This window comes from Tautonia sp. JC769 (assembly GCF_040717455.1).
Classification (GTDB): Bacteria; Planctomycetota; Planctomycetia; order Isosphaerales; family Isosphaeraceae; genus Tautonia.
On record NZ_JBFEFH010000026.1, the window covers coordinates 82,917 to 105,685 of the forward strand.

The 22,769-nt window shown below is 68.4% G+C and carries 15 protein-coding genes, 1 tRNA gene and 2 pseudogenes; 15 read left to right on the forward strand and 3 right to left on the reverse strand.

The genetic code is table 11. From position 1 onward, the window contains the following. Nucleotides 1-11 precede the first annotated feature (11 nt). The 4 genes from AB1L88_RS21580 to AB1L88_RS21595 all read left to right on the forward strand — a co-directional run bounded on the left by AB1L88_RS21580 (nt 12) and on the right by AB1L88_RS21595 (nt 4,150). Nucleotides 12-1,193 (forward strand): acylneuraminate cytidylyltransferase, encoded by a 1,182-nt coding sequence (locus AB1L88_RS21580; protein WP_367098770.1) that lies wholly within the window; start codon nt 12-14, stop codon nt 1,191-1,193. Beyond that, complete coding sequence (locus AB1L88_RS21585; RefSeq protein ID WP_367098771.1) at nt 1,186-2,070, forward strand: N-acetylneuraminate synthase family protein; 885 nt, start codon at nt 1,186-1,188, stop codon at nt 2,068-2,070. Before AB1L88_RS21580 ends, AB1L88_RS21585 begins: the two co-directional genes overlap by 8 nt. Before the next feature lie 260 nt (nt 2,071-2,330). Continuing rightward, nucleotides 2,331-3,800: a DUF1501 domain-containing protein gene (locus AB1L88_RS21590; protein WP_367098772.1), complete on the forward strand. Its 1,470-nt coding sequence runs from the start codon at nt 2,331-2,333 to the stop codon at nt 3,798-3,800. A gap of 104 nt (nt 3,801-3,904) precedes the next feature. Next, complete coding sequence (locus tag AB1L88_RS21595) at nt 3,905-4,150, forward strand: hypothetical protein (RefSeq protein ID WP_367098773.1); 246 nt, start codon at nt 3,905-3,907, stop codon at nt 4,148-4,150. A gap of 108 nt (nt 4,151-4,258) precedes the next feature. Here the strand turns inward: AB1L88_RS21595 and AB1L88_RS21600 are convergent, their stop codons facing one another. Both AB1L88_RS21600 and AB1L88_RS21605 read right to left on the reverse strand, forming a co-directional pair. Then, nucleotides 4,259-5,245, reverse strand: a complete 987-nt coding sequence (locus AB1L88_RS21600; RefSeq protein ID WP_367098774.1) for a DMT family transporter — start codon at nt 5,243-5,245, stop codon at nt 4,259-4,261. A gap of 147 nt (nt 5,246-5,392) precedes the next feature. Continuing rightward, the gene (locus tag AB1L88_RS21605; protein WP_367098775.1) at nt 5,393-7,135 is read right to left on the reverse strand and encodes an ATP-binding protein; all 1,743 of its coding nucleotides are present in this window, start codon (nt 7,133-7,135) and stop codon (nt 5,393-5,395) included. Between the two features lie 549 nt (nt 7,136-7,684). Between AB1L88_RS21605 and AB1L88_RS21610 the strand changes: the two genes are divergently transcribed. The 11 genes and pseudogenes from AB1L88_RS21610 to AB1L88_RS21660 all read left to right on the forward strand — a co-directional run bounded on the left by AB1L88_RS21610 (nt 7,685) and on the right by AB1L88_RS21660 (nt 21,787). Then, nucleotides 7,685-7,758, forward strand: a tRNA-Arg gene (locus AB1L88_RS21610). 376 nt (nt 7,759-8,134) lie between these two features. Further along, nucleotides 8,135-8,944 (forward strand): hypothetical protein, encoded by an 810-nt coding sequence (locus tag AB1L88_RS21615; protein WP_367098776.1) that lies wholly within the window; start codon nt 8,135-8,137, stop codon nt 8,942-8,944. A gap of 293 nt (nt 8,945-9,237) precedes the next feature. Continuing rightward, nucleotides 9,238-9,861, forward strand: coding sequence for a hypothetical protein (locus AB1L88_RS21620; RefSeq protein WP_367098777.1), 624 nt, complete (start codon nt 9,238-9,240; stop codon nt 9,859-9,861). A 271-nt stretch (nt 9,862-10,132) separates the two neighbouring features. Then, entirely contained in the window at nt 10,133-11,542 is a 1,410-nt protein-coding gene (locus tag AB1L88_RS21625; protein ID WP_367098778.1) for a DUF1501 domain-containing protein, read from the forward strand. 594 nt (nt 11,543-12,136) lie between these two features. Next, nucleotides 12,137-12,691 (forward strand): annotated as a pseudogene (locus AB1L88_RS21630) (CocE/NonD family hydrolase); the annotation flags it as partial. Nucleotides 12,692-13,181: 490 nt separating this feature from the next. Next, a complete protein-coding gene (locus AB1L88_RS21635; RefSeq protein WP_367098779.1) occupies nt 13,182-13,988 on the forward strand; it encodes an Hpt domain-containing protein in 807 nt (268 codons plus the stop codon). A 3-nt stretch (nt 13,989-13,991) separates the two neighbouring features. Then, a complete protein-coding gene (locus AB1L88_RS21640; RefSeq protein ID WP_367098780.1) occupies nt 13,992-17,084 on the forward strand; it encodes a chemotaxis protein CheW in 3,093 nt (1,030 codons plus the stop codon). An 11-nt stretch (nt 17,085-17,095) separates the two neighbouring features. Continuing rightward, on the forward strand, nt 17,096-17,569 hold the full coding sequence (locus AB1L88_RS21645; RefSeq protein WP_367098781.1) for a chemotaxis protein CheW: 474 nt from the start codon (nt 17,096-17,098) through the stop codon (nt 17,567-17,569). A 38-nt stretch (nt 17,570-17,607) separates the two neighbouring features. Continuing rightward, the gene (locus tag AB1L88_RS21650; protein ID WP_367098782.1) at nt 17,608-19,851 is read left to right on the forward strand and encodes a methyl-accepting chemotaxis protein; all 2,244 of its coding nucleotides are present in this window, start codon (nt 17,608-17,610) and stop codon (nt 19,849-19,851) included. After that, complete coding sequence (gene cheB / locus AB1L88_RS21655) at nt 19,848-20,933, forward strand: chemotaxis-specific protein-glutamate methyltransferase CheB (RefSeq protein WP_367098783.1); 1,086 nt, start codon at nt 19,848-19,850, stop codon at nt 20,931-20,933. The genes AB1L88_RS21650 and cheB overlap by 4 nt, the downstream gene beginning before the upstream one ends. After that, a complete protein-coding gene (locus tag AB1L88_RS21660; RefSeq protein ID WP_367098784.1) occupies nt 20,930-21,787 on the forward strand; it encodes a protein-glutamate O-methyltransferase CheR in 858 nt (285 codons plus the stop codon). The genes cheB and AB1L88_RS21660 overlap by 4 nt, the downstream gene beginning before the upstream one ends. Here AB1L88_RS21660 and AB1L88_RS21665 read toward each other — a convergent pair. Next, nucleotides 21,721-22,769, reverse strand: a pseudogene (locus AB1L88_RS21665) (hypothetical protein); the annotation flags it as partial. The gene AB1L88_RS21660 and the pseudogene AB1L88_RS21665 sit on opposite strands and share 67 nt — an antisense overlap.

A 22,769-nucleotide genomic window follows, 5' to 3' on the forward strand; every position in this document is an offset into this window, starting at 1 on the left:
TGACTCCTAGCGTGCTGACTGTCATCCCCGCCCGAGGCGGGTCCAAGGGAATCCCGAGGAAGAACGTCCTGCCCGTCGGCGGCAAGCCGATGATCGGTTGGACGATCGAGGCGGCCCGGGCGGCGAAGGCGGTTGATCGGGTTGTGGTTTCAACCGACGATCCGGAGATTGCCACCGTAGCGCGTCGCTTTGGTGCCGAGGTGGTCGACCGGCCTGCCGAGTTGGCCGGAGACTCGGCGTCGAGCGAGGCGGCCTTGCTCCACACGCTCGACGTCCTGCGGGAGCGGGACGGCTACGAGCCGGATCTGCTGGCGTTCCTGCAATGCACCTCGCCCCTGACCGCGGCCGAGGATATCGACGGGACCGTCGCAGCCCTGGAGCGCGAGGGGGCCGACTCGGCGGTGGCCGTCGTGCCGTTCCATTACTTCCTGTGGAAGCAGGACACCTCGGGCGAAGCGGTCGGGATCAACCACGACAAGCGCGTCCGGCCGATGAGGCAGGATCGGGAGCCGCAGTTCCTCGAATCGGGGGCCGTCTATGTGATGAAGGCCGCCGGATTCCGGGAGGCGAGGCATCGGTTCTTCGGCAAGACGGCGCTGTACGAGATGCCATCGGAACGCCGCTGGGAGATCGACGACCCGGTGGATCTGGAGGTGGCCGAGGTCCTGCTGCGGGCGAGGTCGAGGGCGGAGAAGCGGGCACTCTTGCCGGAGAAGCTCGATGCCCTGATCTTCGACTTCGACGGCGTGTTCACCGACAACAGCGTGACCGTGCTGGGGGAAGGGCAGGAGGCTGTCGTCTGCAGCCGCGGCGACGGCATGGGGCTGGAGATCCTCCGCAAGGCCGGCTGGCCGATGGTCGTGATCTCGAAGGAAACCCACCCCATCGTTTCGGCTCGCTGCACGAAGCTGAAGATCGAATGTATCCAGGGCATCGAAGATAAGATCACGACCTTGGGCCGGTGGCTCGACGAGCGGGGGTTCGCACTGGAGCGGACGCTGTATGTCGGCAACGACGTCAACGACCTGTCGTGCCTGACGGCCGTTGGCTGTCCGGTGGCCGTGGCCGATGCCCACCCCGAGGCGCTCCGGGCGTCGCGGATCATCTTGGAATCACCGGGGGGTCGCGGGGCCCTCCGAGAGCTGGCGGACCTCATTGCCTCACATTACGGAGCGTATCAGACTCATGCCTAAGGTTGTTTCGATCGGCGGTCGGCCGGTGGGCGAAGGGCACCCGGTGTATGTCATCGCCGAGATCGGCCTGAACCACAACGGCGACATGAAGCTCGCCAAGCAATTGATCGACGCGGCGGCCCTGGCGGGCTGCGACGCGGTGAAGTTCCAGAAGCGGACGCCGGAGCTGTGCGTCCCCCCCGAGCAACGCGACATCCGTCGCGAGACGCCGTGGGGCGAGATGACGTACATGGACTACCGCTACCGGGTCGAGTTCGGCAAGGAGGAGTTCGCCGAGATCGACCGCTACTGCAAGGACAAGGGGATCGCCTGGTTCGCCTCGTGCTGGGACGAGCCGTCGGTCGACTTCATCGAGCAGTTCGACCCGCCGTGCTACAAGATGGCGTCGGCGTCGCTGACGGATGACAGCCTGTTCAAGCACACGGTCGCCACGGGCAAGCCGATCATCCTCTCGACCGGCATGTCGACGATGGAAGAGATCGAGCACGCCGTCTCGCTCTGCGACCCCGAGAAGGTGGTGATCCTGCACGCGACCAGCACCTACCCGTGCAAGCCGGAGGAGCTGAACCTGCGGGTCATCCCGGTCTTGCAGGCGAAGTTCGACGCCCCGATCGGCTATTCGGGCCACGAGGTCGGCCTGCAGACGACCCTGGCCGCCGTGAGCCTGGGCGCCTGCGTCGTCGAGCGGCACATCACCCTCGATCGCGCCATGTGGGGTAGCGACCAGGCCGCCTCGGTCGAGCCGTCGGGCTTCCACCGGCTCGTCCGCGACATCCGGGTCATCGAGAAGGCCATGGGAGACGGGGTCAAGCGGGTCTACGACAGCGAGCTGCCGATCCAGAAGAAGCTCCGCCGCGTCGGCGCCGCGACCTCCTGACCCCCGGGCGAACCGGCAACGGCTTACTCGCCCCGCCGATTGCCGCCCTATCGCCCCCTCGATCGCTCCAACGCAAGCGAGCGCCTGCCGCCGGGTCGTCTCAGGACGATTGTGCGGCGGGCGATCGCTTGCGTGGTCGTTTCCGGGGCGATGCGCCGTTTCACCCGGGATTCAACTTTGGTATAACGGCACGTCGAATCGGCCACGATGCCGGCATTCGCCTGCGCATCGATCTTCCCGGAGGGATGGCGAGGACCGTCATGACCCGCAACGCATCGCGTCCCGGCATGCTTCGGCACCCGTTGATCTCCCGGAGGTTCGCGCTGCAGGCGGGGGCGATCGGCCTGCTCGGCCTCGGCTCGTCGCACCTGAGGGCCCTGCGGGCGGCCGATGCGATCGACCCGGCCTCGCGAGGGGATCGGCCGGCGCGATCGGTCATCTTCATCTTCCTCTCGGGCGGGCTGGGCCAGCTCGACAGCTTCGACATGAAGCCCGAGGCCCCGGAGGAGATCCGAGGCGAGTTCCGGCCGATCGCCACGAGCGTGCCGGGCCTCTCGATCTGCGAGCACCTGCCGGAACTGGCGAAGCGGGCGCACCTGTGGTCGCTCGTCCGGTCGCTGACGCACCCGTACAACGAGCACTCGCAGGGGCACATGGTCATGCTTTCCGGGCGGTCGATGCTGCCGCCCGGCTTCGACGCGACCCGGCCGAAGGCGACCGACTGGCCGTCGATCGCCTCGGTGGCCGGCGCCCTGGCCGGGCCCCGAGGCAACCTGCCCCCGGCGGTCGTCCTGCCCGAGCGGCTCATCCACAACTCGGGCCGGGTGATCCCCGGCCAGTTCGGCGGCCAGATGGGGGTGCGGCGGGACCCCTGGTTCATCGAGTCGTCGCCGTTCGACAACACCTATTACGGCGCCTATCCGCAGTACGGCTTCGACCATCAGGACCGGGGTCGGCCCGAGCCCGAGAAGGTCTTCCGGGCCCCGAGCCTCGACCTCCCCGAGGGCCTGAACGGCGGCCGATTGCGTAACCGCCTCGACCTGCTCGGCCACGTGGACGGCGTGCGTCGGGAGCTGGAGGACGGGGCGGAGGCCCTGGCCTTCGACGACCACCGGTCCTCGGCCGTGGCCATGCTGACCGACCCTTCGGTCCGCCGGGCGATCGACGTGGCCGGCGCGCCCCAGGAGGAGCGCGACCGCTACGGCGACAACCTGTTCGGCTGGTCGCTGTTGATGGCCCGGCGGCTGGTCGCCTCGGGGGTCGACCTGGTGCAGGTGAACCTCGGCAACAACGAGACGTGGGACACGCACGGGAACGCCTTCCCGCACCTGAAGGACAAGCTCTATCCCCCGACCGATCGCGCCGTCTCGGCCCTGCTCGACGACCTGCAGGCCGAGGGGCTGCTCGACTCGACCCTGGTCGTGATGGCCGGCGAATTCGGCCGGACCCCTCGCATCTCTCACCTGGAGAAGCATTACGCCCTGCCGGGGCGCGACCACTGGGGGCGTGCCCAGAGCGTCTGGCTCGCCGGCGGCGGCATCCAGGGCGGGCGAATGCTGGGGGCGACCGACCGGGTGGCGGGCGAACCGGTCTCCGATCCCCAGCGCCCCGAGAACTTCGCCGCGACCATCTACCGGGCCCTCGGCCTACCGGCCACCGCCGCCTGGCGGGACGAACAGGGCCGCCCCCACTTCATCTATCACGGCGATCCGTTCCCGGGCCTGACCTGACGGCGGGCGCGGGCGCCGGGGACCGGCGTCACGCCACCCCGAGAAATCCCCGATCGCATCATTTCATCCCTTCATTCTCACGCGAACACCCGCCACCCGTTGCCATGAACGAACTCCACGACGACATGGGGCGCGGGAATCTGCGGAAGATCTGGTGGTTGCTGACGGTCGTCATGGCGATCCTGCTCTGGTTCGTCGCGTCGTTTCTCCTGTACCGGTTCTGGTACGAGGATGAGCTCCCGACGCCGAAGACCCTGTTCAACCCCTGGACCAATGGCGGCAATCTGCTGGCCTGCCTGGTGATTTCCTGGTTGATCTTGCTGCCGTTCCGGCCCCGGAACGATCTCTGACCCAGATCGCCTCGCCTCGCGACGCGACGGACGCGCCGCTCCGGGATGACGGCCCCGGACGGTTTCCGGGGCGTCTCGACATCCCGGGCGGCATGGCATTGATCCCCCTCAATCGGCCGCCGACGAGGCGGCGACCGGCAGGGCAGGGGAGGGGGGGGAGGCGGCGGTCGCGACCGGCTCCGGGACCGCCGGGGCGCGGGGCGATCGATGAGGCCGGGCCACGTCGCGCAGGCGTCGCCGGGCCTGGGTGGTCAGCAGCGCCGTCGGGCCGAGGACGAACGCCATGCCGAGCAGGGTCATCGGCGTCAGGACGCGTCCCCAGATCCAGAGGTCGAAGGCCATCGCGAAGACCACCTGGGAGAGCCCGATGACGGCGACCCGGGTCGGGACGCCCAGGGCGTACGCCTTCGTCAGGCAGAACTGCCCGAGCGTGCCCGAGACGGCCACCCCCAGCAGGAGCGCGAGCGTCACGAGGTCGGGTCGGAGTCGGTGGGCGGTGCCGTTCGACGCCTGCACGAGGAGCCAGGCCCCGGCGATCAGGCTGGCGACCCCGGCGAAGTGGGCGACGACCGCCCGGGTGTCGACGTTGCGGAGCCGGTGCAGCCCGACCAGGGCCACCGCCGTGGTCAGCGAGCTGCCCACCGCCACCCCGACGGCGAGCGCGTTGCCGCCCAGATGGGGACGCTGGATCAGGACGACGCCGAACAGCCCGCCGAGCATGCCCAGGACCTCCAGCGCCGAGGGCATCTGACGCAGCCAGAAGGCCGAGAAGACCACGATCCAGAGCGGATACATGGTCGTCAGGGTCAGCGCATCGGCGACCGGCAGGACGGACATCGCATAGAAGTTGCAGATCAGGCTCACGCTGCCCGCGAGGCTCCGGATCCAGAGCGTCGGCGGCCGGAAGACCGCCAGCCGGACCCCGGCCGAGACCGCCAGCAGCCACGCCGAGCCGAACATGAACACCGCCCGGGTCAGGGCCACGATGAGCCAGTCGCAGCGGGGGCCGAGGGCATGGGTCAGGGCCCCCATGACCGCGAACGAGACCGCCCCGACGAGCATCCAGAGCGCGGACCGAAAAGCATTCGCATCCATGAATCGAAGTGAGTTAAGGGGAAGGAGGGGGGAGGAATCGGGGGATGGGGATCGCCGAAGAGGCGCGGGTCGGTCGATCGGTGACGACGAGGGGAGCGACGTTCGCCGGGCTCCCCCTGCGTCCGGGCACGTTCGCCGGCCCTCCCGTCAGGAGTGATGACGCGACGGCGGGAACGCGTCCGAGACCTTCGCCTGATTCGGCCCGAAGCGCGAGAGCGTGGCGAGCAGCTCCAGGCGATCGATCGGCTTGCCGAGGTAGGCGTCGCAGCCCGACCGGAGATAGCGCTCGCGGTCGCCGTCCATGACGTTGGCCGTCAGGGCGACGATGGGGGTCTGGCAGCCGATCGCCCGGAGCCGGGCGGCGGCGTCGAGCCCGCCGAGATTGGGCATGAGCATATCCATGAGGATGACATGGTAGCTCAATCCCCGCGCCTCGGACCGCTCGACGGCGTCCACGGCTTCCATGCCGTCGTTGACCACGTCGAGGCTGACGCCCGCCTGGCCCAGGATGCGGCCGATGAGGCGCTGGTTGCTCACCGTGTCCTCGGCCAGCAAGACGCGAAGCCCTTCGGGCAGGTCCACCGCCCGGTCGGCGGCCGGATCGGGCGAGGGGTCGATCGGAGCGCCGGCGTCCACCTCCTCTGAAAACCTGGGGATCCCGTCGAGGTCGCCGGGATCGATGGTCACGCGGACGGTCGTACCGGCATCGGGGGCGCTGGTGACCCGGATCGTCCCGCCGAGCAGCTCCACGAGTCGCCGGCTGATGGTCAGTCCCAGCCCGGTGCTGCCCCGGGGGTCGTCGCGCCGGTCGAGCCGGCCATAAGGGATGAACAGCCGTTCGATCTCATCCGGCGTCATGCCGATGCCCGAGTCGGAGACCTCGAATTCGAGCGAGGGGCGCGTCCCCTGGCCCGCCTGATCGCCGCAAGTCAAGCGGACCGTCAGCGCCACCCGGCCCTGATCCGTGTACTTCACGGCATTGCTGACCAGGTTGACCAGGACCTGCTTGAGCCGGACGGCGTCGGTCTCGATGCGGACGGGGATGCGGCCCTCGAAGCCGACCTGCAAGGCCAGCCCCTTGCGACGGGCGAGCACCCCGATGAGCGACTCGACCTCGGCCAGGACCCTCGGCAGCTCGACCGGGCGGCGGTCGACCTCCAGGCGGCCGGCCTCGATCCGGGACAGGTCGAGCACGTCGTTGACGATGTCGAGCAGGTGCTCGCCGTTCTCCCGGATGGTCCGCAGCGCGTCGAGGCGAGACGGCTCGTCCCCCGCCTGGACCTCGCGGAGCAGCTCCTCGGAATAGCCGAGGATCGCCGTCATGGGCGTGCGGATCTCGTGGCTCATGTGGGCCAGGAAGTCGCTCTTGGCCTGGTTGGCCGACTCGGCCTCGGCCGTCAGTTCGGCGAGCTTGCGGTTGGCCTGCTCGAGCGCCTCGGCATGTTCGGCCAGCTTCATCTGAGCGTGGGTCCGCTCCTCGATTTCCCCGGTCAGCCGCTCGTTCAGCCGCATCACCCCGGGCAATTCGAGCGCCCGGGGGACGATCGGGATCATGGCCAGCACGGTCAACCACGAGGCGGTCGCGGTGACGGCCTTCGAGACCCCGAGGAAGCGGTACGCCGGCCACGAGAACATGGTGGCGTCAATCAGGTGCGTAATCCCACACGTCAGGATGAAGAACCCGAACAGATAGAAGACCTTGTGGAACGGGATATCCTTGCGCCGCGTGACGAAAAAGAGCAGCACGCAAGGGATCGCCAGATAAGCCGCCCAGATCGCCAGGTCGGCCCCGATGTGGAGCCATCCGAGGGCGGGAGTCCACCCCGTTCCGCAATGCCAACGCGCGGGGAAACCGGAGGTCTCGAACAGGCGACTGAAGAAGTCGATCATGAATGATGAACCGCGAGCGGTAGGTCGAACAAGGTGCGCTGCAGATCAACCGATCGGCCCCGAGGCATGTCGCGTGTCATGCAACCGTGACAGGACAAGTCGTCACCGCTCGCTCGCGGTCATTCCAAGAGCGTTCGATGATGGCCCCGATCTGGACGGTCGCCGAACTCAGCAACGTTCCAGTGTACGCCCCGCCCCGGGCGATGAATAGTGCAACCGCGTTCGATTCACGGAGACTCGCCCCGCCCCGTTCATCTCCGAATTCGTTCGCAATCCCGCCCCTCGACCCGCCATCCTCCCCCCGTCGCTCCCCCTCCCCCCACCCGCATGATGCCGATGGAGGTCCCCCGACCCCGACCCATGCCGTCCTCGACGGCCTCACCCCCCGCCCGCTCGCCCCAAGAATCGATCTGGACATTGCATTGGCCGTCTCTGTAAGATAATCTCTCGACCTCCCGAGCGGTTTGATCGGGAATGATTCATTCCATCCCATCGAGACGCCCTGCCCGCCATCTTCTTCTCAACTCCGCTCGCTCGCTCCTTCTCAACGCACCCGTAGCTCAATTGGATAGAGCATCAGTCTTCGGAACTGAGGGTTGTAGGTTCGAGTCCTACCGGGTGTACTTGCCAGCAAACGACTTAGGACGAGCGACGACGCCGGCCACCACGGAAACGGGTACGGAATCGCAGCGTTTCCGGGGGTGGGTGCCAGTCCGGGAGGATGGTCTAAACGCGATGCCACGGATGCCGGGGGGCCGCTCGACCGACCGGCCCCCGCGTCGTCGCAGATCGCCTACAGACCTCGCACCGTCTCCACGGTTGCACGCACGACTTGAGTTCAATTCAGTGATAGCTTGAACAGTAGCCCGGGGCAAGAAGTTTCGGTTGTGATTCCGCGTAGAGGTGTCCGAGGGCAACGCGATGCTCGACATTGACCTTCGCGAAGAGGATGACGACGAGGCCGAGACGACCTTCCGACCCGCCCCCCCGAGGCGACGGTTGCACCCGGCCCTGATCGCCCTTCTCTGCGTCGTCGGCCTGGCCTTAGTGGGCCTGCTCACGGCCGAGGGTTTGGCGCTGGCCTTCGGCCGGACGGGGCCGGCACGCTCGCTCTTCGAGGCCAGACGGGCAGGGCCCCCGGTTGCTGAGATCGCCCCTGATGAGCCAGTCGTAGTACCCGCCAGCAAGGCACTCGAGAAGCTTGATCCGAGACTCTGCCCGTACGTCCCGACGCTCGAATACGATGCGGATCGCAACCTCACCGTCCTTTGGCTCGAACTCGGGACCCCGTTGGCGTCGAGCGGTCCAGGATGGGAGTCAGGGTTCGCCGAAGACGTGCACCTTGGCCTCGTCGCATGGGCTACCGGAGATGATCCGAGAAATCTTTCCCCGGTTTCCAGTTATCTGCTCGTGAGCCGATCCGACGGGCCTTTCCAGTCTCCTTCCGAAATCGAGGTGTTCACCGGGCATGATTCCATCTATCGCCTTGAGCACATCCCCCCCAAATACTTCCACGACGCCCGCACCCCATTCAATTATCGTGAAGTCGATGCGTTCTCCATGAGGGAGGGTCCGCTTAAGTCGGTCGGCATCGCCGAGGAGTTAGTGCTCTTCATCGAGGGCCGCGCCTATTCGCTTACCCGCGCCCAGCAGGAAGGCGTCATGTGTTTTTTCGACGCGGTCTGCTTCGAGGATCGCCGGGAGGACGCCCTCCGGGGCGATTCAGCGTTGGCACGAATGAACCGCGATGCCCGGTTCACCAACGCGATACACTCCTGGATGAAACTGCGGTCAGAGCAGACCCCCTGAACCACGGAATCCCCCCGATCCGGCCGCGCCCCGGCCGCCACCGATCAAGACTGACCCAACCGACCGATCGCCACAACGCCCTGTCCCGTCGCCCGTTGCGACGGCTTCACGAGGACGGAAAATCGTCCCCTCGCCCTTCGGAACTGAGGGTTGTAGGTTCGAGTCCTACCGGGTGTACTCTCTCTGACCCACTTCGCCGAAAGTTGTGCTTACCCGCCGGTGGTCGGTGGTGCGGCCCGGAAGGCTCGAAGAAGTAGTACCGGTACTACTTCCGGGGCCTTGAGGCATGCACCATGCCCGAGTTCCTGCCATCACGGCGCATCCCCAAGTACCGTCATTACAAGCCGAAGGACCTCGCCGTCGTCCGCATCGAGGGCAAGGACTCTTACCTCGGCCCCTACGGCTCTGCGCAGAGCCACGAGAAGTACCGACGCCTGATCGCCTCCTGGCTGGCGAACCTGCCCGACGAAGCCAAAGCCGCGGGGAAAGACACCCAGTCCACCGCGGCCTCCCTCTCGATCGCCGAGCTGCTCCTGGCCTATGTCCGTTTCGCCGACGGGTATGACCGCAAGAACGGCCGGCCGACGAAGGAGGCCGAGAACATGCGGCAGGCCATCCGGCCCCTGCGCGATTTGTATGCGATGACCCCCGTGCGGGAGTTCGGGCCGAAGTGCTTGAAAACGGTCCGGCAGGCGATGATCGAGGCCGGCCACTGCCGCAATGAGATCAATCGTCGTGTCCGCCGCATCGCTCGGGTCTTCAAGTGGGGCTTCGAGGACGAGCTGGTGCCGTCGGACGTCCATCAGGGACTCAAGGCGGTCGCCGGCCTTGTTGACCTTCGCCGGCCAGGCATCGGAGCCGATCGCGGCGCGATTCGCGAGGGTGAGCGTCAGGGTCGCGGTGGCCGAATCGGCTGATCCCTGCGAAGGAGAGGCCGGACGGACTGGAAGGCCACGGGCCTGGACACCCCGGGTCCAGGCCGGGCGACGAGGCCCGGCCACCCTCGTCGGGGGCGTGCATCGGGTCGGCAGCCCCCGAGTCGGTCGAGCCTCCCGACCCCGACCCGACGCCCTGGCAAGCTCGGCCGCCCCTCTCTTGAGATTCCTTGGCGCTCGCCGGCACGACTGCTAGAGTCTGGTTGTTCAACAACGGTTCGTCTCCCCCAGGCCCAGGGACAGCGAGGCCCGGATGATTCGACTGCTCGGCCCCGGACCCCGGCTCTGCGACGGCTACCGACGCCGGGAGGTCCTCCGCATCGGCGGCCTCGGCCTGCTGGGCGGCCTCGGGCTGCCGGACTTCGCCCGAGCGGGCGGCGGCACGGACCCCGCCCCCCTGGTGGCGGGCAACGCCTTCGGCAAGGCGAAGTCCTGCATCGTGTTGTTCCTGATGGGTGGCCCGCCGCAGCACTCCACCTGGGACCCCAAGCCCGACGCCCCCGCTGAGGTCCGGGGGGATTTCGGCCCGATCGCCACGGCGGTCCCCGGCCTCTCGATCTCCGAGCTTCTGCCCCGCACCGCGCAGGTCGCCGACAAGCTCTGCCTGCTGCGGGCCGTCTCGACCGGCGACAACGCCCACTCGTCCAGCGGCTATTATATGCTCACGGGACGGCCGCATCAGCCCCAGAACTTCGAGAACGCCAATCCGGGGCCGCCCAACGACGCCCCAACGATCGGTGCCTTGCTCGGGAAGCTTGGGGAGTCGGCCGGCCCCTTGCCGCCGTCGGTCACACTGCCGATGCGGATCTTCAACACCGACGGCAGCGTCTGGCCGGGCCAGGATGCCGGGTACCTCGGCCGGGCGGCCGACCCGTGGCTCCTGAACGGCCGGCTGACGCCCGAGGGCTACCACGTTCAGGAGATTGACCTGCCCGCCGACCTCGACCCGGCCCGGCTCGGGGATCGGATCGGCCTGCTTGACCGGATCGAGCGCCGCCTCGATGCCGAGGCCCCAGGCGTCATCGACGCCTTCGACAAGCACTCCCGACGGGCCTTCGATTTGCTCCGCTCCTCCGGGGCCCGCCGCGCCTTCGACCTGCATCGGGAGCCGGAGACCGTCCGTGAGCGATACGGGGAGACGCCCTTCGGCCAGGGGGTGCTGCTGGCCCGGAGGCTGGTCGAGGCCGGGGTCCGGCTGGTGCAGGTCAACTGGTATCGAGGGCCGGACGAGCCGACGGCGAACCCCTGCTGGGACAGCCACGTCGCCGAGTCGAGTCGCTTGAAGGAGGTGCTCGCGCCGCCGACGGACCTGGCCTTCTCGGCCTTGATCGAGGACCTGGACGCCCGGGGGATGCTGGAGGAGACGCTCGTCGTCTGCATGGCCGAGTTCGGCCGCAGCCCCCGGCTCGACGGCAACGGGGGCAGGGGCCACTGGGGCCCGGTCTTCTCGGTCGCACTGGCCGGCGGAGGGATCCAAGGCGGCCTGGTGTATGGCTCGTCTGATGGGATCGGGGCCTACCCCCGTGACGGCCTGGTGCGTCCGGAGGACCTGACCGCCACCCTCTTCCATTGCCTCGGATACGCCCCGCATTCCGAATACCTCGACCCGATGGGACGCCCGCACCCGATCAGCCGGGGAGAGGTGATCCACGCCATCCTCTGAGTGACTGCGCCCCGGCCCGGGCCCCCGTCGGTCCAGCAAGTGCCATTGATCGGCAACTTACCTCTGCGTTGAGAGCGCCTCGACGGCCACCCGGGCAGAGGCAGACGAGCGGTCGAAGCTGACCAATGACTTCGGAGGTCGTGTTCGAGGGGTTAGCCGGGATCATGGAACGTCGGGAACGGCGGGCAGGGCCGAGGTCGTGGCAGCGCATGGGCACGAAGTTCCTTGCAACAGACAAGGGCCGGGGCTTCAATCCCTCTCTCATTCAATGGGCGATTCCTCCGGCGTTCACCGCGAGGATTTCGGATCGAAAAGCACCCCCGCCCATCGAGAGGAGATGGAATCCGCCGACCACGTTGAACTCCCCCTTCACAAGGGGCGAGCCCGATGGTCAGGCGGAGAGTCAGTCTCCCAGGTTGACAGCACGATCGTCGCACTCGAGATGGATCAGGGCCTGAGCGACTCTGGCGATGTCGGCCCGAGAGGCTCGGCCTCGCTTCCGGCCGACGGGAACGACAGCGCGACGATTCCCAGTACCCGACGAGAGGACCGGAGGACTCATGTTCGCGAGACACCCCGTAGTACCGGTCCCACGGCCTGGTCCGCTCGCCGGGAGGGTATTTCGGCGAGGACATCGACGTGCTCTACGACTTCGTCCGCAGCGGCAACCCCGAGCGTCGGCCCCACTGGGACTGCACCGTCCGAGACACCGAGATGGCCGGGCAGATGATCCGCCTGACCGGCGACTTCAATGACTTCTGGGCCGGCCGCGACGACCTCAACAGTCTGGGTCCGCTGAAGGCCGCAACCCTGATGGCTCACGCCTTCAACGACTGGAACGTGATGCCCGAGCACAGCGTTCGGATCTATCAGGCGATCAAGGACAAGGGCGTCCCGGCGCAGATCTACTTCCATCAAGGGGGGCACGGTGGCCCGCCACCCCCGGAGCAGGTCAACCGGTGGTTCACCCGGTACCTGCTCGGTGTCGAGAACGAGGTGGAGGAGGGGCCCCGGGCCTGGATCGTGCGCGAGCAGGACGACCGTGCGCAACCGACCGCATACCCCGACTACCCGCACCCTGACGCCCGGTCCCGAGGAACGATCTTCGACCGAGGCCACGACCGATTGATCGGCCCGGACACTTTCTGAACCCCCGTCCGTTACGTTTCGGGATCCCTGGTCAGCTCCGTCGATCATGAAGAACCTCTGGAACCGGTTCAGGGGGCGCCGGCTCATCCGAGGCGACCGGCAGCGACCTTGCCCTGTCGACGGAGATGTCGGAGGTGCGCGCGAGCGATGTCTCTGGGCCGATCGGAGAAACGCCAGGTCGATGCCAGGCCCTCTTTGCCACCTGCAGAGACTAGGAAATCTGGGAGGACCTGGAAGATTTGGTGATTGCTTCTCGCTCGATTGCTGTCTAAACTTCTCGCATGAGGTTTGGCCTCGTTCTGAGTGCTGTCTTGATTCGACCTTGTCTCCTTCGGAGTCGAGGCGAACCGCATCGGGATGGGGGTCGTCGGGCTAGCGCGTTCGCCGTCAATCGCTCGAGACCGTCGCTCAGTCAAGGTCGCGTTTGAAACCAATTCTCGTGTCTGTCGACCGCAAGGCGATCGCCCCTGATAGGTCGTGAGGCCCCCCAATGAGCGGCGAGACAGGGCTTGAAGGTTACTCCCTGGAGGACCTCTTCCGGTCCGAGGTGGAGTCCCACCTGGAAGTGCTTGGGGCCGCGCTTCTGGAACTGGAGCGGTCGCCGGGCGATCCGTCTCGTGTCGACGAAATGATGCGGGCGGCCCACTCGATCAAAGGGGCGGCTCGCGTCGTTCGAGTGGAGGCGGCAGTCCGCGTGGCCCATGTCATGGAAGATTGCTTCATCGCGGTCCAGAAAGGGACGCTGACCCTTTCCCCCTCAGACATCGATGTGCTGCTCCGGGGCGTGGACCTGCTCGGGAAGATCTCGGAGGCGACGAGGTCCCCCGAGGACGATCTGACAACTCGGTTCGAAGAGGCTGTGCAATCGCTCGTCGTCGAGATTGGTGCCATCCTCTCCAGCCAGGGGCAGCCGGGAGGCGCATCTCCCAGGCCGGACGCTGCCCCTGCTCCCGCCCCGATCACACCGCCCCCCGACGAGCCTGCAACGACCTCGACGGACGAGACGATCGCGTTCCCGGAGTTCCTCGACGCAGGGGCGGCGGAGGAGATCCGGATACGATTCCTCTCGGCGGCCGGCCGGGGGTGCGACGCCGTGCGGATTGACCTCCGGGGGACGAAGGATCTGGATGTTCAGGGGCTTGTGCTGCTGGCCGCGATCCCCCGGCATGTTGCCCGGCACGGCCACCCGAAACTCCAACTTGTGGGGGTGTCGGAGGCGATGGAGGTGGTCCTCCGCGTGACGGGGATGGACGCAGCCTACGGCCTGGGTGTCCACCCGTCGTCTCGGGGCGCGTGATCGATGAAGCTCCCCTCGGACGAATTCGTGATCCAGGCTCGGGAGCACCTGACGGCCCTGGAGCACACCCTCCTGTCGCTGGAGGGCTCGGGGTCCGGACCAGGGACCCGGGAGCGAATCGACCGCTGCCTGAGGATCGTGCACTCCATCAAGGGGGATGCCGGCTTCCTCGGATTCTCGGCGATCCGGACCCTGGCCGACGCGATCGAAACGCTCCTGGAGGCGCTTCGGGAGCAGGACGGACCGCCCTCGGCTCCGGCCGTCGAGCGTTTGCTCCTGGCCCGAGACCGGATGGCGGCCCTCGTGGATGACCTCGAAGGGGGGCGTACGGCGGATCTCGGGGAACTGATCGACGACCTGGGACGAGTCGCCCGCAAGTTGCCCGGGTCCGCCGCGAGGTGGGACATCGATCTCCGCGGGGTGGACCGGAGCCGGGACGGCCACCTCGCCGGCTTCTTTGCGGCGTTCGAGCAGTTCGGCCAGGTGGTAACCCCGGAGGTCGCGATCGAGGGCGGCGAGCTTTCCGAAGGGCTCCCCGCAGGGCCGGTTCGCTTCCGGGCCAGGCTGTCACCCGAGGTACCCCGGGGGGAGATCCTCCGCGTGATCGGACTGCCCGAGGAGGTCGTGGCGGATGCCGTCTTCCCGCTGTCCGTCGAGCTGGGAAGCTGGTTAGATTCCAGCGGCCGGACCCTGGTGCCGCTGCTCGCCGACCTCGATCGAGCGGGGCGCGTCGAGGAGGCCCGGCTCGACTTCGTCCAGGACGACCTGGACGGCGGCCTCACCCCGGGGCCGGTCGTGCTGAAGGGGAGGCTCCGGACCTCGATCCCGGAGGGTGAACTGGGCAAGCTCCTCGCGTTGCCCGTCGCGGCGGAGGGCCCCGGAGTCGCCGTGCTGTCCGCGCCTCCCGAGGTCGAGGTGGGCATGCCCGACGCGGGGTCGGGGACACTGCCCGCCCCGGTCGCCTCGGCAGCCCCACCACCCGCAGAGCCCGAGCGGGCCGCATCGCTGCGAATCAACGTCGAACTGCTCGACCGCCTGATGACGCTGACCAGCGAGCTGACCCTCATCCGCAATCAGTCGCTCCTCGTCTTCAACCTGGACGACGACCAGATCCGGCCCATCGTGCAGCGGCTCGACGGCGTCACCTCGGCGCTCCAGGAGACGGTGCTCCGCACCCGGATGCAGCCGATCGGCAACCTCTTCGGGAAATTCCCGAGGGTGGTCCGCGACCTGGCCAGGCAGCTCGGGAAGCAGGTGGAGCTGAGGCTCGTCGGTCGGGATGTCGAGCTTGACAAGACGATCCTCGAACAGCTCTCCGACCCGCTGACTCATCTGGTCCGCAACAGTGTCGATCACGGGATCGAGGCCCCCGCCGACCGGGTCGCCGGGGGCAAGTCCGCGGCCGGCCGCATCACCCTGTCGGCGGCGCACGAGGAGGGCCGGATTCGGATCGAGATCCGGGACGACGGGCGAGGCCTCGACCCGCAGGCGATCCGAGAGAAGGCGCTCGGCATGCGGCTGAAGACCGAGGCCGAGCTCGACCGCATGTCCGACCGCGAGCTGTCCATGCTGATCCTGGTCCCGGGCTTCTCGACCGCCAGGGCCGTCTCCGACGTGTCCGGCCGAGGGGTCGGCATGGACGTGGTGAAGACGAACATCGAGCATCTGGAAGGGACGCTGACGATCGACTCGACGCCGGGAGCCGGCACGGCGATGATCCTCCGGCTGCCGCTGACGCTGGCGATTATCCCCTGCCTGATCGTCACCGTGGGAGGGGAGCGGTACGCCATCCCGCAGCGGGACCTGGAGGAGGCCGTCTGTCTGCTCCCCCGACTGGCCGGCCGGATCGAGCGGGCGTTCGACACCGAGGTCTACCGGCTCCGGGGTCGGCTCTTGCCGATCGTTCGGCTGGGTGAGGTCCTCCGCCGCCGGAGCCCTTCCGGCACCGCGGCCGAGGTCCGGGACGAGCCGGCGGAAGATCCCGGGCAGCAGGTCGCGTACATCCTCGTCCTCAGGGCGGCCTCGCGACGTTTCGGGCTGGTGGTCGACGAGGTCCGGGGGACGGAGGAGGTCGTCGTCAAGCCGATGCACCCGGCGATCAAGCCGATCGGCATCTTCTCCGGCGCGACGATCATGGGGGACGGCCGGGTCGCGCCGATCATCGACGTGGCCGGGGTCGTCGAGCACGCCCGGCCGAGCTTCGAGTCGGCGGCGGAGGAGGTCGCCGAGCCGTCGGGCGATCGCGGTCGGGCGGGGGCGGCACAGCCGCAGCGCGTGCTCCTGTTCGAGCACGGCCCGCACGAGCAGTTCGCGCTGCCGCTGCTCCAGATCCGTCGCGTCGAGATGGTCGACCTCGACCGGGTCGAGCGCGTCGGCGAGCACGAATACGTCGCCGTGGATGGGGTGTCGCTGCGTGTTTTGCGGCTCGATCGGGTGATGGACGTCTCTGCCCCCGACCCGACGACGGCCGTCGCCGGGAGGGTGCCCCTGATCCTGCCGAAATACGTCGCCCAGCCGATGGCGATCCTCGCGAGCCGCATCGTCGACACCGAGTCGCTCTCGGTCGGCCTGCAATCCCACCCGGAACACGAGCGGGGACTGCTCGGCTCGGCCATCGTCCGAGGCCGGATGACGCTCTTCCTGGATCTCCACCGGCTGTCGGGCCGGCTGTTCGGCGAGCCGACGCCCCTCCCCCCAGCCGGTGCGGGGCAGGGGGGACGCCCCCCTCGGCTGCTCCTGGTCGACGACACCCCGTTTTTCCTCGAGGTGGTTCGACGCTATCTGTCGGAGGAAGGGTACGAGGTCGAGACGGCCACCGACGGCCTGGAGGGCCTGGACCGGATCGCGGCCGGCCCGCCGTTCGACCTGATCGTCTCGGACATCGAGATGCCGGTCATGGACGGCTGGGAGTTCGCCCGCGAGGCCCGCCGGCGGGGCGTCCCGACGCCCATGCTCGCCCTGACCTCCCTGAGCGGGACCGCCCATGAGGCCCGGGCCCGCGAGTGCGGCTTCGACGAATACGAGGTGAAGCTCGACCACGACCGGCTGATCCGGAAGGTCGGTGCCCTGCTGGCCGCTCGGGAGGGCCGCAACTGATGGGGGCCCCCATGGCATCGTCTCGCCTGTTTTGTACGTTCCGCCTCGACCGCCGCCTCTTCGGCGTCGACCTGCTCGACGTGAAGGAGGTCACGGCGGAGACGACCGCGACTCGCATCGCCCATGCCCCCGACGAGGTGCTCGGCCTGGTGAACATCCGGGGCCACATCTACCTCGCGCTCGACCTGCGACGGCTCCTCGGCCTGCCCGCCTCGGCGGTGGGTGCCGAGAGCCGCCTGGTGCTGTTCAAGCCGACGGTCGGCCCCGCCTTCGGCGTGATGGTCGACGAGATCGCCGACATCCAGGCCGCCGAGCCGGGCCGCATCGCCTCCTTCTCCCGGACGGGCCCCGGGGCCGCGGCCCCGGGGGTGGGGCGCGTCGAGTTGATCGATTCCGTCTGCCAGTTGGCCGACGAATTGCTCGTCGTCCTCGCCCCCCGCCGCTTCCTGCCCGTTGTTGAGCGGGTCCTGGCCGGCCCGGCCTGACTATCCCCACAATCGCCACCGAATCGCAGGGCAACACCGTGAAGAACCTCAGACTCGCCCAGAAGATGACCGTCCTGTCGCTGATCTTGATGGGGTCGATCGTCGTGCTGGCGGTCGTCGCCCTGACGCAACTCACGGCGCTCGACGCACAGGTCCGGCAGCTCGTGGACGGGACGCTCGTGAAGCGTCAGACGCTGGCCGACCTCGAGTCCACGCTGTTCATGAGCATCCGCGCCCAGAAGAACGCCATCCTCGCCCCGGACGACGAGGGGTCGAGGCAGTATGCGGAGGAATCGAAGTCGCTCCTGACAGACATCCGCTCCGCGCTGGACCGGCTCCGGGGCCTCACCTCGGCCGCGGGGGGCGACACCCAGTCGGCGGCGGTCGAGGCGCTCGGCGAGTCGATCGACGCCTTCCGAATGATCAACGAAGAAACCCTGGACCTCGCCGTCCAGAACACGAACCTCAAGGCGAGGGCCCTGCTCGCGGGGGATCACCGGCGCCAGGTGGAGTTGCTCGCCTCGCTCCTGCGGAGGGAGATCGGCGAGGCGGCATCCGTGCAGGCCCCGAGCCCCGAGGACCTCTCGCGATTGCGGTCGCTCGCCGAGGCCCTCGCCGCGTTGCTGGAGATGCATCCCGCGCTCGTCCGGCACATCGAATCCTCCGACAGGCAGGAGATGACCACCCAGTCAAGCAGGCTCGCGGACCTTCACTCCCGGGTCCTCGCGGGCCTGGAGGCGGCCGCCGGGGGAGACGCGGCCGGGACCCCGGAGGGGGCGAACGCGCTGGCCGAGCTCGAGTCCATTCAGGCTGGCATCCTCAAGCTCTCGGAGACGGACTCGAACAACCGGTCGGTCTCCCTGTCGCTCCTCGAAGCGAAGGCCGCGGCGGATGGGTGCTCGGGGCGGATCGACGAACTGGCCGACCTCTTCGCCCGGGAGGCCACGGCGGGCCGGGACCGCAGCGCGGCCGCCTACAGGGTCGGGCTGGCGTGGATCCTCGGCGTCGCCCTGGCCGGCCTGGTGATCGGGGTGGGCGTCGCCCGGTTCGTCACGCGGTCGGTCACCGGGCCGGTCCTGGAGGTCCGCGACCTGACCCGGGCGATGGCCGACGGCGACCTCCGGCGGCGGATCGCCCTGGACCAGGGGGACGAGGTCGGCCAGCTCTCCGAGGCGACTAACTCCCTCGCGGACGCCTTCAGCACGATCGTCGCCGAGATCCAGGGGGTCTGCGAAGGGATGGCCGAGGCGGCGGGCGAACTTTCCGGCGTCTCGAATCAGCTCGTCTCGCAGAGCGAGCAGGCGTCGTTGAAGGCCTCCAGCGTCGCCGGCGCCTCGGAGCAACTGACCATGAACATCGGCACGATGGCCTCCGGCGCCGAGGAGATGAGCACCAGCGTGGCCTCGATCAGCTCGGCCAGCGAGCAGATGAGCATCAATGTCGGCACGATCTCGTCGGCCGCGGAGCAGACCTCGACGAACGTCAATTTCGTCTCCCAGGCGGTGGGGGAGATCTCCAGCTCCTTTTCCGACGTCCTGAAGGACGTTCAACAGGGGTCGAGCATCGCCGAGGAGGCGAGCCGGATGGCCGACTCGGCGACCGAGACGATCCAGCTCCTGAACCGCTCCGGCTCCGAGATCAGCAAGGTCACCGAGGCGATCAAGATGATCGCCCTCCAGACCAACCTGCTCGCGCTGAACGCCACGATCGAGGCGACCTCGGCCGGCGAGGCGGGGCGGGGCTTCGCCGTCGTCGCCCACGAGATCAAGGAACTGGCCAACCAGAGCGCCAAGGCGGCCGAGGACATCGCCCGCAAGATTGAAGGCGTCCAGGACGGCACGAGGCGTGCCGTCCTGGTCATCCAGGGCATTTCGGAGATTATCAAGGAGATCAACGCCTCGTCGGGTAGAATCACGGGGTCGGTGGAGAAGCAGACACGGTCGGCGACCCTGATCTCCCAGAACGTCTCGGAAGCGAGCAAGGGCGTGAACGACATCGCGCGGTCGATCGCCGAGGTGGCCAAGGCCGCCGACGACATGGCCCGGAACGTGGCCGAGGCGGCCCGGGGGGCCACCGAGGTCTCTCGGAACGTCGCCGAGGCGGCCAAGGCCGCCAGCGGGATCTCCTCCGACATCCACGGCGTCAGCGAGGCGTCCCGATCGACCAACGATTCCGCCTCGCTCGTCCACACCTCCGCCGAGCAGCTCGACCGGACCAGCACGCAGTTGCGGGGCCTGATCGGCCGGTTCAAGGTCGCCCCGGGAGGGGCCTCGGGCGTATGACTCCGGAGCCGCTGCGCATCCTCATCGTCGACGACTCCCGCATCTTCCGATCGGCGATGGCGGAGGCGCTGGCGGGGCATCCGGGCGTCCGGGTGGTGGGCTCGGTCTGGAGCGGAGAGAAGGCGATCGACTTCGTCCGCGACTCCCCCCCCGACCTCGTCACCCTCGACCTGAACATGCCCGGCCTCGGTGGCCTCGACACCCTCAGCGAGATCCGGAAGCTGAACACCGCCCGCCCCGGCACTCCCACCGTGGGCGTCCTGCTCGTCAGCGCCCTGACCGATCGCGGGGCGGCCGTCACCGTCGAGGGGCTTTCGCGCGGGGCCTTCGACTTCATCCGCAAGCCCGACGGACCGGACGACCGGGCGAACGCCGAGGCCCTCCGGCAGCAGCTCTTCGAGAAGATCGACCTCTTCGCCCAGCGTCGCCGGCGGTCGCCCCCCCCGGCCGTCCCGGTGCCAAAGCCCCCCCCAGCAGTGCCGACCGACCAGCCCGGCCGGTTTCGCGCGGTTGCCATCGGCTCGTCCACGGGAGGGCCTGAGGCGCTTGCCCAACTGCTTCCCGAGTTGACGGCTCGGACGACGGCCCCGGTGTTTATCGTCCAGCACCTTCCCCGGGGCATGACGCGTTACTTCGCCGACAGCCTCGGCCGGAAATGCTCGTACCGGGTCGTCGAGGCCACCAATGGCGAGCCAGTCGTGTCCCGGACCGCCTACATCGCCCCCGGGGGCCGGCACATGACCCTCCGAGGAAGGGACGACCGGGTCACCATCGCCCTGAATGACCAGCCGCCCGAGAACGGCTGCCGGCCTTCTGTCGACGTCTTCTTCCGCTCCGCCGCCGCCGCCTATCCCCGCTCGGTCATCGCCGTTGTCCTGTCCGGGATGGGCTCCGACGGTGCCCGAGGGCTCGGGCCGCTCAGGCGAGGCGGCGGTTACGTGATTGCCCAGGACGAGGCGACCAGCGTCGTCTGGGGGATGCCCGGCGCCGCGGTCGCCGCCGAACTGGTCGACGCGGTCCTGCCGCTCGAGGCCATCGGCCCGGCGATTGCCACCCTGCTGGAGGGCGGATCCCCTCCATGAAACTGACCCCGGAGACCTTCGACGCGATCCGGGAGGTCGTCCACGACCTCTGCGGCCTCGTGGTTGGCGACGACAAGCACTATCTGGTGGTCACGCGCCTCGAACCGGTGCTGAAGCGGCTCGGCATCCCCTCCTACGAGTCGTTCGTCCAGGGGCTTGCGGGGCCGGACGCAACTCACCTGCGGGAGCAGCTCGTCGAGGCGATCACGACCAAGGAAACCTCGTTCAACCGCGACGGCCACCCCTTCGAGACGCTTCGCCGCTCGATCCTCCCCGAGCTGGCGAGCCGCCTTCTCGACCGCCGAGCCGGGCCGGGACCGACGCATGCGCGGTGCCGCATCTGGTGCGCCGCGGTGGCGACCGGCCAGGAGGCCTACAGCGTGGCGATGGCCGTCTCGGAGTTCCTCGCGAGCCGGCCCGGCCTGGAGCTGTCCCTCGACGACTTCCCGATCCTCGCGACCGACATCTCCGCCAGGGCGCTGGCGATCGCCCGAGAAGGCCGTTACTCGACCGAGGAGGTCCGACGCGGCATCTCCGAGGACAGTCGCCTCCGCCACTTTCGTCGCGACGGCGAGAGCTGGATCGTCTCCGAGCCGCTCCGCCGCATGATCGACTTCCGCCGCCTCAACCTCGCCCGGCCGCTGCCCAATCTGGGGACGTTCGACCTGATCCTCTGCAGGAACTTCCTGATCTATCTCGATGACGACACCCGTCGACGGCTTTGCCAGGGGTTCCACCGGGCGCTCAACCCCTCCGGTTTCCTGATGATCGGCGCGGCCGAGAGCCTCTATGGGGTGACCGACTCCTTCTCGGCGGAGCAATTCGGCAAGACGCTCGTCCACCGGAAGCGATGATCGTCTGACGACTCGGGGCGAGACACCGGCGTGATCGGCCAGGGGGGCGCACCGGCAACGCAAGGCATGGAAGTCGAACACGAGGCCCGAGGCGTCCCGGTATGTGATCCCGGCGGCATCCAGGTCGATCCGCAGCATCCCGGCCCCCTTATCGGGCAGCGGGAAGGCGGGGCCTCGGGGGCGATGCTGGCCAGGAACGGGGCCAGGTCGGCGGTCAGGTCGGCGGCCAGGGGCAGCGTTGCGGGTTCCCCGTTCTTCTTGCAGACGGCGGCCACCGTCACCGTAGGGGCCTCGGGATCCAGGTCGAAGGATCGGGGCGTGCTGCTGGCCAGCTCGGAGAACCGTAGGCCGGTCGCAACGGCCAGGCGATCGCACAGGGCTCGGGCCGGGCCGTTCATCTTCCGGTAGGCCGGTCCCTCGTGTGCGGCCCGGACAAGCCGGGTCAGTTCTTCGACCGAAAGCGTCCGGCGATCGTGTCGGCGATCTTCTCGGGCGTTGTACCCGGACAGGGCCACGAGGGCATCATCCCGCGTCCGGCCATCCTTCCAGGCCCAACGGCTGAATGCTCGAAGCGCGGCCCGATGATGGTTCACACTCTGAAGCGACAGGCCAGCATCCCGAAGCATGGTCAGAGCGGATTGCGTCCGGTCCCGAGTCAGGTCGGGCAGTCGGAAGGATGCCAGGCGATCGGCCAGGCGTCCGGCGATCCGTTCCCGATCGGCTCGGGAAGTCTTCCGGGGCAGGGCGGCTTCGGCCATCGGGGCGCCTGCGATCAAGGCGGCCACCCGTTGAACCCGCTCCAGACTCATCCCGGCATGCTTCGGTGTGTGGCTGGATGCGATCAGGTGGGCATGCCAGGCGTCAAGATGATCGGCGATCGGACGGGCCTCGTGGGCGCGGATCGCATCGGCTCGGGGGTCGATCAGACCGGCCCGAAGTTTGGCGGCCTTCGACTCTGCCTCTCGGGCCATCGTCTCAGTCA

Coding starts and splice junctions, on each gene's coding strand:
- AB1L88_RS21660 (WP_367098784.1), top strand. CDS start 20,930: ATGAAACTGACCCCGGAGACCTTCGACGCGATCCGGGAGGTCGTCCAC.
- AB1L88_RS21595 (WP_367098773.1), top strand. CDS start 3,905: ATGAACGAACTCCACGACGACATGGGGCGCGGGAATCTGCGGAAGATC.
- AB1L88_RS21635 (WP_367098779.1), top strand. CDS start 13,182: ATGAGCGGCGAGACAGGGCTTGAAGGTTACTCCCTGGAGGACCTCTTC.
- AB1L88_RS21645 (WP_367098781.1), top strand. CDS start 17,096: ATGGCATCGTCTCGCCTGTTTTGTACGTTCCGCCTCGACCGCCGCCTC.
- AB1L88_RS21605 (WP_367098775.1), bottom strand. CDS start 7,135: ATGATCGACTTCTTCAGTCGCCTGTTCGAGACCTCCGGTTTCCCCGCG.
- AB1L88_RS21640 (WP_367098780.1), top strand. CDS start 13,992: ATGAAGCTCCCCTCGGACGAATTCGTGATCCAGGCTCGGGAGCACCTG.
- cheB (WP_367098783.1), top strand. CDS start 19,848: ATGACTCCGGAGCCGCTGCGCATCCTCATCGTCGACGACTCCCGCATC.
- AB1L88_RS21600 (WP_367098774.1), bottom strand. CDS start 5,245: ATGGATGCGAATGCTTTTCGGTCCGCGCTCTGGATGCTCGTCGGGGCG.
- AB1L88_RS21625 (WP_367098778.1), top strand. CDS start 10,133: ATGATTCGACTGCTCGGCCCCGGACCCCGGCTCTGCGACGGCTACCGA.
- AB1L88_RS21585 (WP_367098771.1), top strand. CDS start 1,186: ATGCCTAAGGTTGTTTCGATCGGCGGTCGGCCGGTGGGCGAAGGGCAC.
- AB1L88_RS21620 (WP_367098777.1), top strand. CDS start 9,238: ATGCCCGAGTTCCTGCCATCACGGCGCATCCCCAAGTACCGTCATTAC.
- AB1L88_RS21590 (WP_367098772.1), top strand. CDS start 2,331: ATGACCCGCAACGCATCGCGTCCCGGCATGCTTCGGCACCCGTTGATC.